Origin of the sequence: Streptomyces sp. Root1304, assembly GCF_001426405.1 — a bacterium.
GTDB lineage: Bacteria > Actinomycetota > Actinomycetes > Streptomycetales > Streptomycetaceae > Streptomyces.
The window spans coordinates 203964-218192 of the sequence record NZ_LMEP01000023.1; the positions used below are offsets into that span (position 1 = coordinate 203964).

General features: G+C 75.3%; 11 protein-coding genes. 5 read left to right on the forward strand and 6 right to left on the reverse strand.

What is annotated here, in order from left to right; genetic code table 11:
- Positions 1-457 precede the first annotated feature (457 nt).
- Together ASD33_RS23135 and ASD33_RS23140 are read left to right on the forward strand one after the other, a co-directional pair.
- On the forward strand, positions 458-2503 hold the full coding sequence (locus ASD33_RS23135) for an NAD-binding protein (protein WP_056563739.1): 2046 nt from the start codon (positions 458-460) through the stop codon (positions 2501-2503).
- 91 nt (positions 2504-2594) lie between these two features.
- On the forward strand, positions 2595-3845 hold the full coding sequence (locus ASD33_RS23140) for a cytochrome P450 (RefSeq protein WP_056563742.1): 1251 nt from the start codon (positions 2595-2597) through the stop codon (positions 3843-3845).
- A gap of 23 nt (positions 3846-3868) precedes the next feature.
- Here the strand turns inward: ASD33_RS23140 and ASD33_RS23145 are convergent, their stop codons facing one another.
- The 5 genes from ASD33_RS23145 to ASD33_RS23165 all read right to left on the reverse strand — a co-directional run bounded on the left by ASD33_RS23145 (position 3869) and on the right by ASD33_RS23165 (position 8948).
- Positions 3869-4114 carry a hypothetical protein gene (locus ASD33_RS23145; RefSeq protein WP_056563745.1) on the reverse strand — a complete coding sequence of 82 codons (246 nt, stop codon included), beginning with the start codon at positions 4112-4114 and terminating at the stop codon, positions 3869-3871.
- Positions 4115-4176: 62 nt separating this feature from the next.
- Positions 4177-4653 (reverse strand): NUDIX domain-containing protein, encoded by a 477-nt coding sequence (locus tag ASD33_RS23150; RefSeq protein WP_056564544.1) that lies wholly within the window; start codon positions 4651-4653, stop codon positions 4177-4179.
- A gap of 137 nt (positions 4654-4790) precedes the next feature.
- Positions 4791-5996 carry an FAD-dependent oxidoreductase gene (locus ASD33_RS23155; protein ID WP_056563749.1) on the reverse strand — a complete coding sequence of 402 codons (1206 nt, stop codon included), beginning with the start codon at positions 5994-5996 and terminating at the stop codon, positions 4791-4793.
- 40 nt (positions 5997-6036) lie between these two features.
- Positions 6037-7455 (reverse strand): FAD-dependent oxidoreductase, encoded by a 1419-nt coding sequence (locus tag ASD33_RS23160; RefSeq protein WP_056563752.1) that lies wholly within the window; start codon positions 7453-7455, stop codon positions 6037-6039.
- On the reverse strand, positions 7452-8948 hold the full coding sequence (locus tag ASD33_RS23165; protein WP_056563755.1) for an FGGY family carbohydrate kinase: 1497 nt from the start codon (positions 8946-8948) through the stop codon (positions 7452-7454). The genes ASD33_RS23160 and ASD33_RS23165 overlap by 4 nt, the downstream gene beginning before the upstream one ends.
- Positions 8949-9252: 304 nt before the next feature.
- On the opposite strand from ASD33_RS23165, the gene ASD33_RS23170 reads away from it, so the two are divergent.
- Together ASD33_RS23170 and ASD33_RS23175 are read left to right on the forward strand one after the other, a co-directional pair.
- A complete protein-coding gene (locus ASD33_RS23170) occupies positions 9253-10227 on the forward strand; it encodes a hypothetical protein (RefSeq protein ID WP_056563758.1) in 975 nt (324 codons plus the stop codon).
- Positions 10228-10319: 92 nt separating this feature from the next.
- On the forward strand, positions 10320-11852 hold the full coding sequence (locus tag ASD33_RS23175; protein ID WP_056563760.1) for an amino acid permease: 1533 nt from the start codon (positions 10320-10322) through the stop codon (positions 11850-11852).
- Between the two features lie 48 nt (positions 11853-11900).
- On the opposite strand, the gene ASD33_RS23180 is transcribed toward ASD33_RS23175, so the two are convergent.
- A complete protein-coding gene (locus ASD33_RS23180) occupies positions 11901-12668 on the reverse strand; it encodes a winged helix-turn-helix domain-containing protein (RefSeq protein WP_056563765.1) in 768 nt (255 codons plus the stop codon).
- A gap of 184 nt (positions 12669-12852) precedes the next feature.
- Between ASD33_RS23180 and ASD33_RS23185 the strand changes: the two genes are divergently transcribed.
- The gene (locus ASD33_RS23185; RefSeq protein WP_056563768.1) at positions 12853-14193 is read left to right on the forward strand and encodes a DUF2252 domain-containing protein; all 1341 of its coding nucleotides are present in this window, start codon (positions 12853-12855) and stop codon (positions 14191-14193) included.
- Positions 14194-14229: the final 36 nt, after the last annotated feature.

Sequence of the window (14229 nt, forward strand, 5' to 3'; positions counted from 1 at the left end):
CACCGTAGGAACGGCTCGTCGGACGCGCAGATCGGAGTGCGCCGACCGGCGTAGCGGGTGTGGCGTACGGGTATGGCGCCGGGCGCCCCGCGCAGCTCGACGTGCCACCACCCGGCGTCGCCTGACGTGCCACCACCCGGCGTCGCCTGACGCGTCGCCACCCCGTGCCGTCCGACGCGTCACCAGCCCCGCGCCTCGGCCGGCTCCCGGCCGCCTCCGTACCGTTCCCCACCGCTCCGGAACGGCCCGCCGTCCCGTTGTCGGTGGCGCAGGGCATCCTTGTGACGTGCCCTCATACCTCCACCAGAGCAACGCCGTTCCGGCCGAGACCCCGCCGGCGCCGGCCCCCCGGGCGGTCCCCGGACCCGCGAGGTCCCCCGGCGCCCCCGGCGGCGGCCCCTTCGGCGCGCCCGCCTTCCGGTCCGAGCGGCAGCTCCGAGGTGCCCCCGCCGGGCACATGATCGTCTGTGGGGACGACGCGCTCGCCCATCGCCTCGCGGGCGAACTGCACGAGGTGTACGGGGAGCGGGTCACGCTCCTGGTCCCGGCACGGCCCGACGCGCCCCGCACGACCGTCGCCCGCGCGGGGCGGGCCCTCGCCCTCTTCGGGCGGGTCACCGCCGCCGTCGCCCGTACCACCGTCCCCACCACGGCCGGCGCGGGCGCCGGAGGCGGTGACGGCGCCGACCCCACCGGCGCCCTGCGCGTCGTGGAGGCGGCCGAGGCCGACGACCGGGCCCTGACGGACGCGGGCGTGGAGCGGGCCGCCGCGCTCGCCCTCGTCCACGAGGACGACGAGACCAACATCCGGGCGGCGCTCACCGCCCGCCGCCTCAACCCCGGGCTCCGGCTGGTCATCCGGCTCTACAACCACAAGCTCGGACAGCATCTCGAAACCCTCCTCGACCAGGCCGCCGCCGTCGCCGAACCCGGCATCGACCCCGAGAAGCTCGACGCCGCCACCACCGTCCTCTCCGATGTCGACACCGCCGCCCCCGGTCTCGCCGCGGCGGCCGTCGCGGGCACCAGCAAGGTGGTCCAGGCCGGCGGTCTCCTCCTGCACGCCGTCGAGCGGCTGCCGGCCGCGGGCGAGGCCCCCGACCCGGGCCTCTGCACGCTCGCCCTGCTCTCCGCCACGGCCGGGGACCCGGCGGGCTGCGAGGGCTCCGAACGCAGCGGCGAGGAAGGCCCGCGCCTGCTGCCCGACGACCGGACGGTCGCCGCCGCCACCGGCCGCGCCGCCGTCACCCTCGAAGCGGTCACCCCGGCGGGTCCCGCCGTGCCCGCCGGCCGCCTCGCCGCCTCCGCGCTCCCCGTCGCGTCCCTCTTCTCCCGCCGGCTCCGCTGGTCCCTGAGCGGAGCGGCCGCCGCCGTCCTCGCGCTGGCCCTCGCCTCCACGTTCACCACCGGCGACCACCCGCTGCACGCCGCCTATCTGACGCTCCTGGACATCTTCGCCATCGGGGACCCGGCCGTCGGGGAGCCGACCAGCCGTCAGGTGCTCCAGATCCTCGCCGGGTTCGTCGGACTGCTCCTGCTGCCGGTGATCGTCGCCGCCCTCCTCGAAGGCCTCGGCACCTTCCGTACGGCGACCACCCTGCGCCGCCCGCCCCGCGGGCTCTCCGGCCATGTCGTCCTCCTCGGGCTCGGCAAGGTCGGCACACGCGTCCTCGCCCGGCTGCGCAAGCTGAACATCCCCGTGGTGTGCGTCGAGTCCGACCCGGAGGCCCGGGGCATCGCGGTCGCCCGCCGACTGCGCGTGCCCACCGTCATCGGCGACGTCACGGAGGAGGGCGTCCTGGAGGCCGCCCGCATCCACCGGGCACACGCGCTGCTCGCCCTCACCAGCGTCGACATCACCAACCTGGAGGCGGCGCTCTCCGCCCGCGCCGTCACCCCCGACCTCCGGGTGGTCCTGCGGCTGTACGACGACGACTTCGCGACCGCCGTCTTCCGCACCCTGCGCACCGCCCATCCCGCCGCCCTGACCCGCAGCCGCAGCGTCTCCCACCTCGCCGCCCCCGCCTTCGCGGGCGCCATGCTGGGCCGCCGGGTGCTCGGCGCCATCCCCGTCGAGCGCAGGGTCCTCCTCTTCGCCGCCGTGGACGTGGCGGACCACCCGCTGCTCGACGGCCTGACCGTGGCCGACGCCTTCCGCGCGGGCTCGTGGCGGGTGATCGCCCTGGACCGCACCGGACCGGCGTCCGGAGCCCCGGCCGGCCCGGTCGCGCGTACGGGACCGGGCTCACGCGCGGGAGCCGGGGTGCGTACGGAGTCGCGCGCCGCAACCGCCGCCCGTACGGGGCCGGGCTCGCGCTCCGGCGGCTCGGACCGGCGCCAGGGCTGGCGTCTGGACCCGGAGCGGGTCCTCGGACCGGACGACCGCGTCGTGGTGGCCGCGACCCGCCGGGGCCTGGCCGAACTCCTCGGCAGAGGCGCTTCGGACGGCCGCGGGGACGAGGAGGGGGCCACGGGCAACTCGGCGCGGCCGGAGCGGGGTTGAGACCGTAGGATCTGACCGCTCGAACGCCTGGCCCCCAGCCGCCCGCACCCCGGCCCGGCCCCCACCCGCCCCGCAGTCAGGAGTTCCCTCCGTGAGCACACCGCACAGCGCCGCCCCCGGCCGGTCCCCGTACCGCCTGGACCCGGCGGGCGGCTGCCCGCACGCCGACAACGCCCGGCTGCTCGCCGAAGGCGCCGTCGCCCCGGTGGTCCTCCCCGGCGGGATCGAGGGCATGGCGGTACTCGGCCACGACGCCCTGCGCGACTTCCTCTCCCATCCCGAGGTCGCCAAGGGCCCCCAGCACTTCACCGCCCTCACCGACGGCCGGATACCCGACGGCTGGCCCCTGCGCACCTTCGCCACCGTGCCGGGCATGACCACGGCGGACGGCGCCGACCACCGCCGGCTGCGGACCCTGGTCAGCAGCGCCTTCACCGCCCGCCGCGTCGAGGAACTCCGCCCCCGCGTCGAGGCCGTCACCGCCGGACTGCTCGACGGACTCGCCGCGGCCGCCGACGCCGGCGACGGCGTCGCGGACCTGCGCCGGAACTACGCCCTTCCGCTGCCGCTCGGCGTCATCTGCGAACTCCTCGGCGTCGACCCGGCCCACCAGGACCGGCTGCACCACCTCTCCAGCCTGGTCGTCGCGACCGACACCGAGCCCGCCCGCGCCGTCGCCGCCAACCGGGAGCTCGTCGAACTCCTCGCCGCCATCGCGGCCGAGAAGGCCGCCGCCCCCGGCGACGACCTCACCAGCGCCCTGCTCGTCGCCCGCGACGAGGGCGGCGTCCGGCTGAGCCAGCCCGAGCTGATCGGCACCCTGCTGCTGATGATCATCGCCGGGCACGAGACCACCCTGAACCTGGTCACCAACGCGGTCCGGGCGCTCTGCGCCCACCGCGACCAGCTCGCCCTGGTCCAGGAGGGCCGGGCCGGCTGGGCGGACGTGGTCGAGGAGACCCTCCGCTGGGACAGCCCGGTCAGCTACTTCCCCTTCCGCTACCCCACCCGCGACCTGACGGTCGACGGCACCCTGATCCCCCGGGGCACCCCCGTCCTGGCCGGATACTCGGCGGCGGGCCGGGACACCGGGGCCCACGGCCCGGACGCCGACCGCTTCGACCTCACCCGTACGACGACGGCGAAGCACCTCTCGCTCGGCCACGGCCCCCACTACTGCCTGGGCGCCCCGCTCGCCCGGCTGGAGGCGACCGTCGCTCTGGAGGCGCTCTTCACCCGCTTCCCGGACCTGGACCTCGCCGTCCCCGAGTCCGAGCTGCCCCGCCACTCCGGCTTCGTGGGCAACAGCGTCCGCGCGCTCCCCGTCCGGCCCGGCCGCTGACGGACCGTGCGGGGCCCGCCGGCTCAGCCGGTGCGGCCCCACGCGGTCGCGGGGGAGTCCCGCAGGGACGAGACGACCCGCAGCAGCCGGTCCTCGTTCCCCGCGAAGCCCGCCGCCCGGAGCGCCTCGTCCGCCTCGGCCATCGGACGGGTGAGCATCACCCCGGCGTACGGGGCCAGCTGGGGGTCGGTCAGCACGGCCCGGGTGGATTCGAGCAGCCGCAGGTACGCCTGGGCCGCCCTGCGTTCGGTGGCGGTGATCGTGGTCATGTCGGGCTCCCTCTCGACAGTTCGGCGCTCACCACCCTCTCGTATGGGTCTGACAATCGGGCTCAGCCCCGGCTGTCGAGCCGTTCCACCAGCCGTTCCAGGAACACCCGCTGCCCCTCGACGAGCAGCGGAGCGGCAGCCTCCGGGGTGAACCAGCCCACCCGGTCGATCTCCGGGAACTCGCCCCGGACGCCGGACCGGGGCGGCCACTCCATGGTGAAGGTGCCCGGCACGATCGCGGCCGGGTCGAGGGTCCCCTCGACGGCCCAGACGGTCACGAGCTTCCCGCCGCGCTGACGGGACTCACCGAGGTCCAGCCAGGCGCCCTCGGGCGCCGGCAGGCCCAGTTCCTCCTGGAACTCCCGGCGGGCGGCGGCCTCCGGGGTCTCGTCCGCCGCGTACTCGCCCTTGGGAATGGACCAGGCGGCCTGCTCGCGGGAGGCCCAGAAGGGCCCGCCCATGTGACCGATGAGCACGTCGACGCCCCCGTCCGCCGTACGACGGAAGACCAGGAGACCCGCGCTGCGTTTGTCCGGCATGACCCCCAGTCTGACCGAACGGCCCACCCGCCGCAGCGCGTCGGCACAGCTCGTCCGCACAGCTCGTCCGCACAGCGCGTCGGCGCAGCTCGTCCGCACAGCGGAGAACAGGCGATCCGGCAGAGTGCGAAGAGGCTCTACTCCTCCGCGCCGACGGCCACTGGGCCGCCCGCGAGGTCCACACCGTCCGTCCAGCGGGGTGCGAGCCGTACCGACCGCCAGGGGACGAGCGTGCCGTCGAGCCGCTCCCGCCGCAGCACGGTGCCGTCCTGGCGGACGGTCAGGAGCGGGCGGACGAGCCGCTTCCCGGGCCGCAGCAGGAGGGGTGCGGCCACCGGGCCGAGGAGCCCCGGGGTCACCCATCGCAGCGGACCGGCCGTCTCGACCGGGACGCCGCCGACGGGCCAGGACCGTCCGTCGAGCAGGGCGAGCACGGCGTCCGCCGCGGCCCGTCCCTCGGCGGCGGCCACCGGCGCCGGTTCCCCGCCGTGCAGCAGGTTGCCGACCGCGAACACCCCGGGCTCGGCCGTCCGGAAGGCGCCGTCCGTCGCGGGTCCCCGGGTGCCGGGGACGAGCGGCAGTCCCCGGGCGCGGGCGAGTTCGTGGTCGGGGATCCAGTCGCCGGTGAAGACCACGGTGTCGCACCGCAGGGTGGCCGTGCGGCCGTCACCGGACCGGACCGTGACACCGGTGAGGCGCCCCCGGCCGTGGAGTTCCGCGACGACCGTGCCGACGAGCACCGGGACGGACCCGAACGCGGCCCGGCGCGCCCGGCCTTCGGCGACGACCGCCACGACCTCGATCCCCGCCGCGCGCAGCGTCCGCACGGCGTTGCGGGCCACGGGTTCGCCGCCGACGACCACCGCGCGCCTCCCGACGGGCTCCCGCCACCTCCGGGACGGGACGGTCAGCCGCTGGAGTTCGCCGGAGGTCAGCACCCCTGCGGGCCGCGAGCCCGGCGCCAGCCGGGCGCTGCGGGGGCGTTCGCGGGCGCCGGTCGCGAGGACCACCGCCCTCGCCCGGACGCGTTCGAGACCGCTCGGCGCGGTGACGTCCAGGCCGAGCGGCCCGCACCACCCGGTGGCCGACACGCCGGTGCGTACGGTCACCCCGGCCCGCAGCGCCGCCCGCACGGCGCGCCGCGCGTAGGCCGGTCCGTCCAGGGGGCGGCCCAGGGCGTCGGCGCCGAAGCCGGGGCGGGCGCAGTGCCGGGGGACCCCGCCCGCGGTCCGCTCCCGCTCCAGGACCTCGACGCGTCCCGCACCGGCGGCGGCAAGCCGGGTGGCCGCCGCGAGACCGGCGGGTCCGGCGCCGACGACGAGCACGTCCACCGTCCGGTTCACGCGGACCCTCCCCGTACTCCCGGTCCCGCGTGTTCCCGGTTCACCGGTCCCCCTCTCCGTACTCCTCGAACAGCGCGCGTACCTCCGCGCCGCAGTGCTGGCCCTGGCAGCGGCCGCCACGCGCGCGCGTCCTGCGGCGCAGTCCGTCGAGGCCGCCCGGCGGGATCGTGGAGGTGAGGGCGGCCCGGATCTCTCCCCGGGTGACCCGCTCGCAGTGGCAGACGATCTCCCCGAACTCCGGGTCGCGGGCGATGAGCCGGGCGTCCCGGTACGGGCGGGGGAAGGCCTCGCCCAGGTTCGGCATCCGGACCCGGGCCCGCGGCCGTTCGGGGCCCGTGTCGAGTCCGCAGTCGGCGAGCAGCCCGCGCACGTGCTCGGCGATGCCCAGGGAGGCGGTGAGCCCGGTGGACCGGATGCCGCCCACCGTGACGTACCGGAGCTCCGGGTGGGCCGCGATCCGGTAGTCCTCCTGGCCGGTGGCGGCCCGCAGTCCCGCGTAGACGGCGGTGACCTCCTCGTCGAGCAGGGCGGGCAGGATCCGGCCGCCCTGCTCGCGCAGGCCCGCCAGCCCCTCCGCCGTGGTGCCGGTGGCGGTCTTGTCGGTGAGGTCCTCCGCGGTGGGGCCGAGCATGACGTTGCCGTACACCGTCGGCGCGACGAGGACCCCCTTGCCGAGCGGGCCGGGGACCGGCAGCAGGACGTGCCGTACGAGGTCGCGGGCGAACTTGTCGAAGACGAGGAGCTGGCCCCGGCGCGGGGTCACGGTGAAGTCCTCGCGGCCGACCAGCGCGTCGAAGGCGTCGGCGTGGAGGCCGCAGGCGTTCACGAGGTGACGCGCCCGCAGCACCCCGCGCCGGGTGACGAGCCGGTGGTACGGATCGCCCGGACGGACCTTCTCCACCCGGCAGGCGAGATGGAGGTCCACCCCGGAGCGGACGGCCTGGGTGGCGTAGGCGAGGGTGGTCGTCCACGGGCAGATCACCGCCTCGCCGGGCACCTCCAGCGCGGCGAGCGCGTCGGGGCCCAAGTGGGGCTCCCGCAGCCGGAGTTCGCCGGCCGACAGCATCCGGGTGGTGCGGTGCCCGTTGCGGGCGGCCTTCTCCGCGAGCCGGGGGAGGGCGGCGCGCTGCTGCTCGTCCCAGGCGACGAGCAGGGCGCCCACCGGTTCCACGGGGATGCCGGTCTCCCGCGCGTACGCGGAGAGCAGCCGGTGTCCCTCACGGACCAGGCGGGCCTCCAGGGTGCCGGGGGTGGCGTCGAAGCCGGTGTGCAGGATGGCCGTGTTGGCCTTCGACGTGCCGTCGCCGACGTCGTTCGCGGCCTCCACGAGCGCGACCCTCAGCGGGTGGCCGGCCAGTGTGCGGGCGATGGCGGAGCCGACGACGCCCGCGCCGACGACCACCACGTCGTACTCGGCGGCGGCGCCCACGGGGAGGGGACCCGAGCGGCTGACGCTCATCCGGCCCCGCCGGAACCCGGGCCGCCCGCGACCCCGGCCTTCGGCCCGGTCTCCGCCCCCGTCCGCTCCACCAGCCCCGACACCTCCCGCCGGAACCGGGCGAGGCGTGCCTCCGCCTCGTCGGCCGATATCCGGGGTTCGTACACGGCCGAGGGCCTCCACTCGGGTACGGCCTCGCGGAGCGTGAGCCCCGGTTCGTGGCCCAGCCGGGCCACCGCGCCCACCCCCAGCGCCGTCGCGTCGGGCGAGGAGGAGACCTCGACGGGGAGTTGCAGCAGATCGGCCTGGGCCTGCATCAGCAGCGCCGACCGGGTGAGTCCGCCGTCGGCGCGCAGCGAGGTGAGGGGTGCGCCCCGGTCGGCGGCGACGGCCGCCGCGAGGTCCACGACCTGGGCGGCGATGCCCTCGCAGAGGGCGCGGACGAGATGGCCCCGGGTGGTGTCGAGCCCGAGGCCGCTGATCGAGCCGCGGACGTCTCCCCGCCAGGAGGGCGCGGCGAGTCCGGCGAGCGCCGGGACGAAGGTGACCCCGCCGGTGTCGGGCACCCCGCCGCCGACCGCGTCGATGTCCTCCGCGCCGCCGATGACGCCGAGGTCGGTGAGCCACCGGACGGCGGAGGCGACCGTGTACACCTGCCCGTCGAGACAGTGGGCGACCCGGCCGCGCAGCCGCCAGGCGACGCAGCCCACGAGTCCCGAGGCGGCCCGGTGGGGCTCGGCGCCGGTCCGCGCGAGGAGGAAGGCGCCGGTGCCGTAGGTGCACTTGGCGGCGGCGGGGGCGTCGGCGCTCTGGGCGAGCAGGGCCGCCTGCTGGTCCACCAGGAGGCCGGTGAGGGGGAGCGGCGGGCCGAAGGCGCGCGTGGTGCCGACGCGGGTGTCGCAGTCCACGACGCGGGGGAGCCGTTCGCCGCCGAGCCCGTACAGATCGAGCGCGGTGTCCGACCACGCGACCGTGTCCAGGTCGAGGAGTCCGGTCCGTCCCGCGGTCGCCGCGTCGGTGACGAAGGCGCCCGTGAGCCGGTGGACGAGCCAGGAGTCGCTGGTGGTGACGACGCCCGCCCCGGTGGCGTGGCGGCGGATCCAGGCCATCTTGGGTGCGGCGAAGTACGGGTCCACCGGAAGTCCGGTGAGATGCCTCAACCGCTCGGCGTGGGCGTCGAGTTCGGCGCAGAGCGGGGCCGCTCTGCGGTCCTGCCAGACGAGCGCGTCGGTGAGGGGTTCGCCGGTGCCGGGGTCCCAGGCGAGGACGGTCTCGCCCTGGTTGGCGAGGCCGACGGCCACGACCGGGGTGTCCGCCTCGGCGAGCGCCGCGCGTCCGGCGGCGACGACGGAGTCGTACAGCTCACGCGGGTCGACCTCGACCAGGCCGCCGGGCAGGTACCGGGGCCGCACCGGGGCGGTGCCGCTGCCGATGACTCCGCGCTCGGGGCAGAGGACGAGCGCCTTGGTGCCCGAGGTGCCCTGGTCGACGGCGAGTACCGGGCCGCCCGTCATCGTGGCGCTCCTGTTCCTGGGATCGCTCGGTGATCATCCGGTCACCGAAAAGGGTCAGGGTGCCGTTGTGACGGGTCTTCGTCAAGCCCCGGCGCGGGAGCCCGTCAGGTCCCGGCGAGCTACCTGACGGTAAGTCAAATTCGGTCGTTGGCTTAATAGTTACTGTCGCAAAAGAAAGTGGACCGGTCGCGTCCAGAGCCCTCTATAGTGATCGCCGATCAACGGCCGGGACGCCCGCCGGGGGACTGACCACCCCCTCCATCCACCGAGGACCCATGTCATCCACACCACCACCCGCCTCCTGATGGCCGGACACGGCTTCCGCCCCGTCTACCATCCCGCGGGCCACGACCACGCCCTGCGCAACGCCGTCCAGGACTTACGCACCGGCCGCTGGGTGGCCATGGCCCGGCTCCTCGACGAGACGGGGGACTGGGACGGCTGGACCCGGCGGACCCAGGTCCTCGCCGCCGTCGCCGCCGGCACCGACGTCGTCCACATCTGGCGCGCCGAACAGCCCGACAGCCGGGCCGCCGCCGTGATGCACAGCCGCGTCACCGTGGAACGCGCCGTACGCGCCCACCGCGCCGGCCACCCCAGGACCCGGGAGCTCTGGCAGGAGGCCTGGACCGCCTGCCGCGACGCCGCGGACCGGTCCCCCGAGGACCCCGTGCCGTGGGTGGGCCTGATCGCCCTCGCCGCCCTCGACGGACGCCAGCGCATGGCCGAGCACCGGCTCACCCCGCCCGCCCCGATGCTCCCGCCCGGACCCTGGGGCCTGCTCGCGGAGGCGGAGAAGCGCGACCCGCACAACCGCGAGGCGCACCACCGGATGCTCCAGTTCGTCTACGCCCGGCGCCCCGGACCGCTCTCCGAGGCCGTCAACTACTCCCACTGGGCGGCCTCCTCCGCGCCCGTCGGCTCCGCCCTGCACGCCCTCCCGCTCTACGTGCGGGTCGAGCGCTACCGGCGCGAACGCGGCCAGGAACGCGCCCTCGACCTCCACTGGGTGGGCGAGGACGCGGTGCGCGACGCCCGGCGCGCGCTCGACACCTGGTTCCTCTTCTGCGCCACCGACGACGCCTCGCTGCTCGACCTCAACCACCTCGCGCACGCGCTCTACGGGGCCCTCCGCTTCGCCGACGCCGCCCGTGTCTTCGAGGCACTCGGCCCGTACTACACGACCCTGCCGTGGGCGTACCGGACACCCCAGCCGGACGACCGCGCCCTCGCCGAAGAGGTGTTCCTGCGCGCCCGCGCCCGCTGCCTCGGCGGCTGACGCCCGGCCGCCCCGCTCCGTACGCCCCGCTTCCCCCTGACCCCCCGCCCCCGTCCCGCTCCGCCCCGCCCGTCCCCGGAGGAACCCCACCCATGTCCCGCACCGACGCCCCCGTCGACCCGATACGCACGCCACCGCCCGTCCAGGACGAGGAGGCGAGACTCAGAGAGCTGGGCTACCAGCCCGTCCTCGCCCGCCGCATGGGCGGCTTCGGCAACTTCGCGATCAGCTTCTCGGTCATCTCCGTCCTCTCCGGCTGCATGACCCTCTACGGCTTCGGCATGGGCACCGGCGGCCCCGCCGTCATGCTCTGGGGCTGGGCCGGCGTCGGACTGTTCGTGCTGTGCGTCGGTCTCGCCCTCGCCGAGGTCACCAGCGCCTACCCGACCTCCGGCGCCCTCTACTACATGGCCGACCGGCTCGGCGGCCGCCGCTGGGGCTGGTACACCGGTTGGCTGAATCTGCTCGGTCTGCTCGGCGCCATCGCCGGCATCGACTACGGCGCGGCCCTCTTCACCGGAGCGTTCCTCAACCTCCAGTGGGGCTTCGAGCCCACCGCGGGATCCACCTTCCTCATCTTCCTGGCGATCCTGCTGCTCCACGCCGTCCTGAACCTCTTCGGCGTCCGCCTGGTCAGCGTGCTCAACTCGATCAGCGTCTGGTGGCACCTGGCGGGTGTCGCGCTGATCGTCGGCGCCCTCGCGTTCGTCCCCGACCGGCACCAGTCCGTCGAGTTCGTCTTCACCGAGTTCGTCAACGACACCGGATGGGCCAACCCGTTCTACGTCGCCGCCATCGGTCTGCTCCTCGCCCAGTACACCTTCTCCGGCTACGACGCCTCGGCCCACCTCTCCGAGGAGACCTCCAACGCCTCCGTCACCGCCGCCAAGGGCATCGTCCGGGCCATCTGGGTCTCCTGGATCGCCGGATTCGCCCTGCTCGCCGGGCTGAGCTTCGCCATCCAGGACTACGCCGCCACGCAGAACAGCGCCACCGGGGTCCCGCCCGCCCAGATCCTCCTGGACGCGCTCGGCTCCGGCGGCGCCACCGCCCTGCTCCTCGTCGTGATCGTCGCCCAGCTCTTCTGCGGCAACGCCGAGGTCGCCGCCGCCAGCCGGATGGTCTTCGCCTTCAGCCGCGACAACGCCCTGCCCGGCTCGGCGATCTGGCGGAAGGTCAGCGGGCGCACCCAGACCCCGGTCCCCGCCGTCTGGCTCGCGGTGGGCATCGCCGCGCTGCTCGCCGTCCCCTCGCTGTACTCGGCCACCGCCTACGGCGCCGTCACCGCGATCAACGTCATCGGCATCACGCCCGCCTACGCCATCCCGATCTACCTGCGGCTGCGTGCCGGGAACCGGTTCACCCCCGGCCCGTGGAGCCTGGGCCGCTGGAGCAAGCCGATCGGCTGGACCGCCGTCGTCTGGGTGGCGCTGGTGACCGTGCTGTTCTGCCTGCCGCAGAAGTCCCCGGTGACGGTCGACACCATGAACTACGCCGTGATCGCGCTCGCCGTCGTCCTCGTCCTGGCCAGCGTGTGGTGGTACGTCGCCCGCCGCTCGTACGGCACTCCGACGGCCTACGGCAACGCCCGCGAGGAGGCGGAGATCGCCGAGGGCATCGTCTGACGCGGGACCCGGCCCCTGTCCCCTTACCGGACAGGGGCCGGAACGCGCTCAGGCGCTGAACTCGTACGTCCAGGCCGCCGACCGGGCCGAGAAGTCGATGTCCGTGATCTCCAGGGCGCGCCCGTGCTGGTCGCTCACCACCCGGTGGACGACCAGCCGGGCCGCGCCGCCGGCCGTCGTCGCGGCCGGCCCCGGCGGCACGCCGACCGACTCCCGGTGGGTGATCCGCAGCCCCGCCTGGTGCATCCAGTGGTAGAGCAGCCGCAGGTCCGGCTGTTGACGGCAGTCCCGCCCCCGCCGGTAGCGGGACAGCTGCGGGATCTCGGCAAGCGCCGCCCGGGAGAACCACGACACCGCCCGCTGGAGCGCGGCGCCCTGCGGGCCGAGCACCACGTGCCGGTGGACGAGGGTCGGCTCGCCGGGCGCGAGCAGGAGCCGCGGAGCCAGTGGAGCGGGCGGCGGCTCCCACAGGAGGGACGCCCTGACCAGGGCTTCCGCAGCGCGCGGGCCGCCGGGGAAGACCGGCCGACGGGCCGTCGGGACCGGGGCGACGGGCTCGCCCCCGGCTCCGTCCTCGGCCCCGGCGGCGGCGAACGTGCCACGGCGGTCGGTGACCACCAGCCGTTCGTCCCGCAGGAGTTGGAGCGCGCTGCGCACGGTCTGCCGGTTGACGTGGTAGCGCTGGGACAGGGATCGTTCCGAAGGGAGCCGGCTGCCGGGGGAGATGCGCCGGCCGGCGAGGTCCTCGCGCAGTGCGGCGGCGACCCGGAGATAGAGCGGCGCGTCCGCCGCCGCCTCGTGATCGGGCTCGGCCATGATCAAACCCTCTCTTCGCTCAGCGTGACCGCATGGGTCGGGTGGGTGATCAATTCCTATCATTGGTCTAAACCATTTAGCTAGGCCGGTCCGGCAGAGTGGCCGAAACGGACGTGGCCGCTTGTAATGAGGGAGCAGGTGACGGGTACCGGACCGCGTCGGCGGGAAAGGCGGGTGAGGCCGGATGACGACACCGTCGGAGCGCGCCGCGCGGGGCAAGGCGGCACGCAAGAGGGTTCCCCGGTCCTCCCACGGCCGCTGGATACCCAGCTCCCAGCGCCCCGACCCCCTCGACGTCCTGGAACGCCAGTCCCTCGACCGGCTCCCCGACCTCGTGCCCCTCCGCTACGCCCGGATGGCCGCCTCCCCCTTCGCCTTCCTGCGCGGCGCCGCCGCCGTCATGGCCGCCGATCTCGCCGCCCAGCGCCACACCGGACTCACCGTCCAGCTCTGCGGCGACGCCCACCTCCTCAACTTCGGGGTCTACGCCTCACCCGAACGGACGCTCCTCTTCGACGTCAACGACTTCGACGAGACGCTCCCCGGGCCCTTCGAATGGGACGTGAAACGGCTCGCCGCCAGCGTCACCGCCGCCGCCCTCCAGAACGGCAGCACCAAGGCGAAGGCCCACCGTGCCGCCCTCGTCGCCACCGAGTCGTACCGCACCCAGATGCGCCACCTCGCCGGGCTCGGCGAACTCGCCGTCTGGTACGAGCGGATCGCCGCCGACGACCTCGTCCCCCTCGTCCGCCGCGGCGACCGTGCCCGGTTCACCGACCGGCTCGCCCGCGCCCGCCGCCGCACCAGCCTCCAGGCCCTCGGGAAGCTGACCGAGGCCGACGCGAGCGGCGCCCGGCACATCGTCGACGACCCGCCGCTCCTCGAACGGACCACGGACATCGACCGGGTCACCCTCGGCAAGATCTTCAGCGACTACCGCAGCTCCCTCTCCGAGGAACGCCGGGTCCTCCTCGACCGCTACCGCTTCCGCGACGCCGCCCGCAAGGTCGTCGGCGTCGGCAGCGTCGGCACCCGCTGCTTCGTCCTCCTGCTCGAAGGGCGCGACGAGCGGGACCCGCTGATCCTCCAGATCAAGGAGGCCGTCCCCTCCGTCCTGGAGCCGTACCTGGTGCCGAGCGCCTACTCCCACCAGGGGCGGCGCGTCGTCTGCGGCCAGCGCCTCACCCAGGCCGCCAGCGACATCTTCCTCGGCTGGATGACCGGACCCGAGCAACGGCACTTCTACTGGCGCCAGCTGCGCGACATGAAGGGCTCGGCCGAGGTCGAGACCATGTCCCCGGCGCTGCTGCGGGAGTACGCGCGGCTCTGCGGCCGGACCCTGGCCCGCGCGCACGCCCGCTCCGGCGACCGCATCGCCATCGCCTCGTACCTCGGTGGCTCCGACGTCTTCGACCGGGCGGTCGCCGACTTCGCACTGGCCTACGCGGGCCAGAACGCCGACGACTACGCGGCGCTCGGCGCGGCGATAGCGGCGGGGATGGTGACGGCGGCGCCTGGGACGTGAGGTGCGGCGGAGGGGGCGGGGCCGCACCGCGCTCGA

Bases quoted from the DNA above. Each gene is read 5' to 3' on its own strand.
- ASD33_RS23180 (WP_056563765.1), bottom strand. From the start codon at position 12,668: ATGGCCGAGCCCGATCACGAGGCGGCGGCGGACGCGCCGCTCTATCTC.
- ASD33_RS23165 (WP_056563755.1), bottom strand. From the start codon at position 8,948: ATGACGGGCGGCCCGGTACTCGCCGTCGACCAGGGCACCTCGGGCACC.
- ASD33_RS23145 (WP_056563745.1), bottom strand. From the start codon at position 4,114: ATGACCACGATCACCGCCACCGAACGCAGGGCGGCCCAGGCGTACCTG.
- ASD33_RS23150 (WP_056564544.1), bottom strand. From the start codon at position 4,653: ATGCCGGACAAACGCAGCGCGGGTCTCCTGGTCTTCCGTCGTACGGCG.
- ASD33_RS23135 (WP_056563739.1), top strand. From the start codon at position 458: ATGATCGTCTGTGGGGACGACGCGCTCGCCCATCGCCTCGCGGGCGAA.
- ASD33_RS23160 (WP_056563752.1), bottom strand. From the start codon at position 7,455: ATGAGCGTCAGCCGCTCGGGTCCCCTCCCCGTGGGCGCCGCCGCCGAG.
- ASD33_RS23185 (WP_056563768.1), top strand. From the start codon at position 12,853: ATGACGACACCGTCGGAGCGCGCCGCGCGGGGCAAGGCGGCACGCAAG.
- ASD33_RS23170 (WP_056563758.1), top strand. From the start codon at position 9,253: ATGGCCGGACACGGCTTCCGCCCCGTCTACCATCCCGCGGGCCACGAC.
- ASD33_RS23175 (WP_056563760.1), top strand. From the start codon at position 10,320: ATGTCCCGCACCGACGCCCCCGTCGACCCGATACGCACGCCACCGCCC.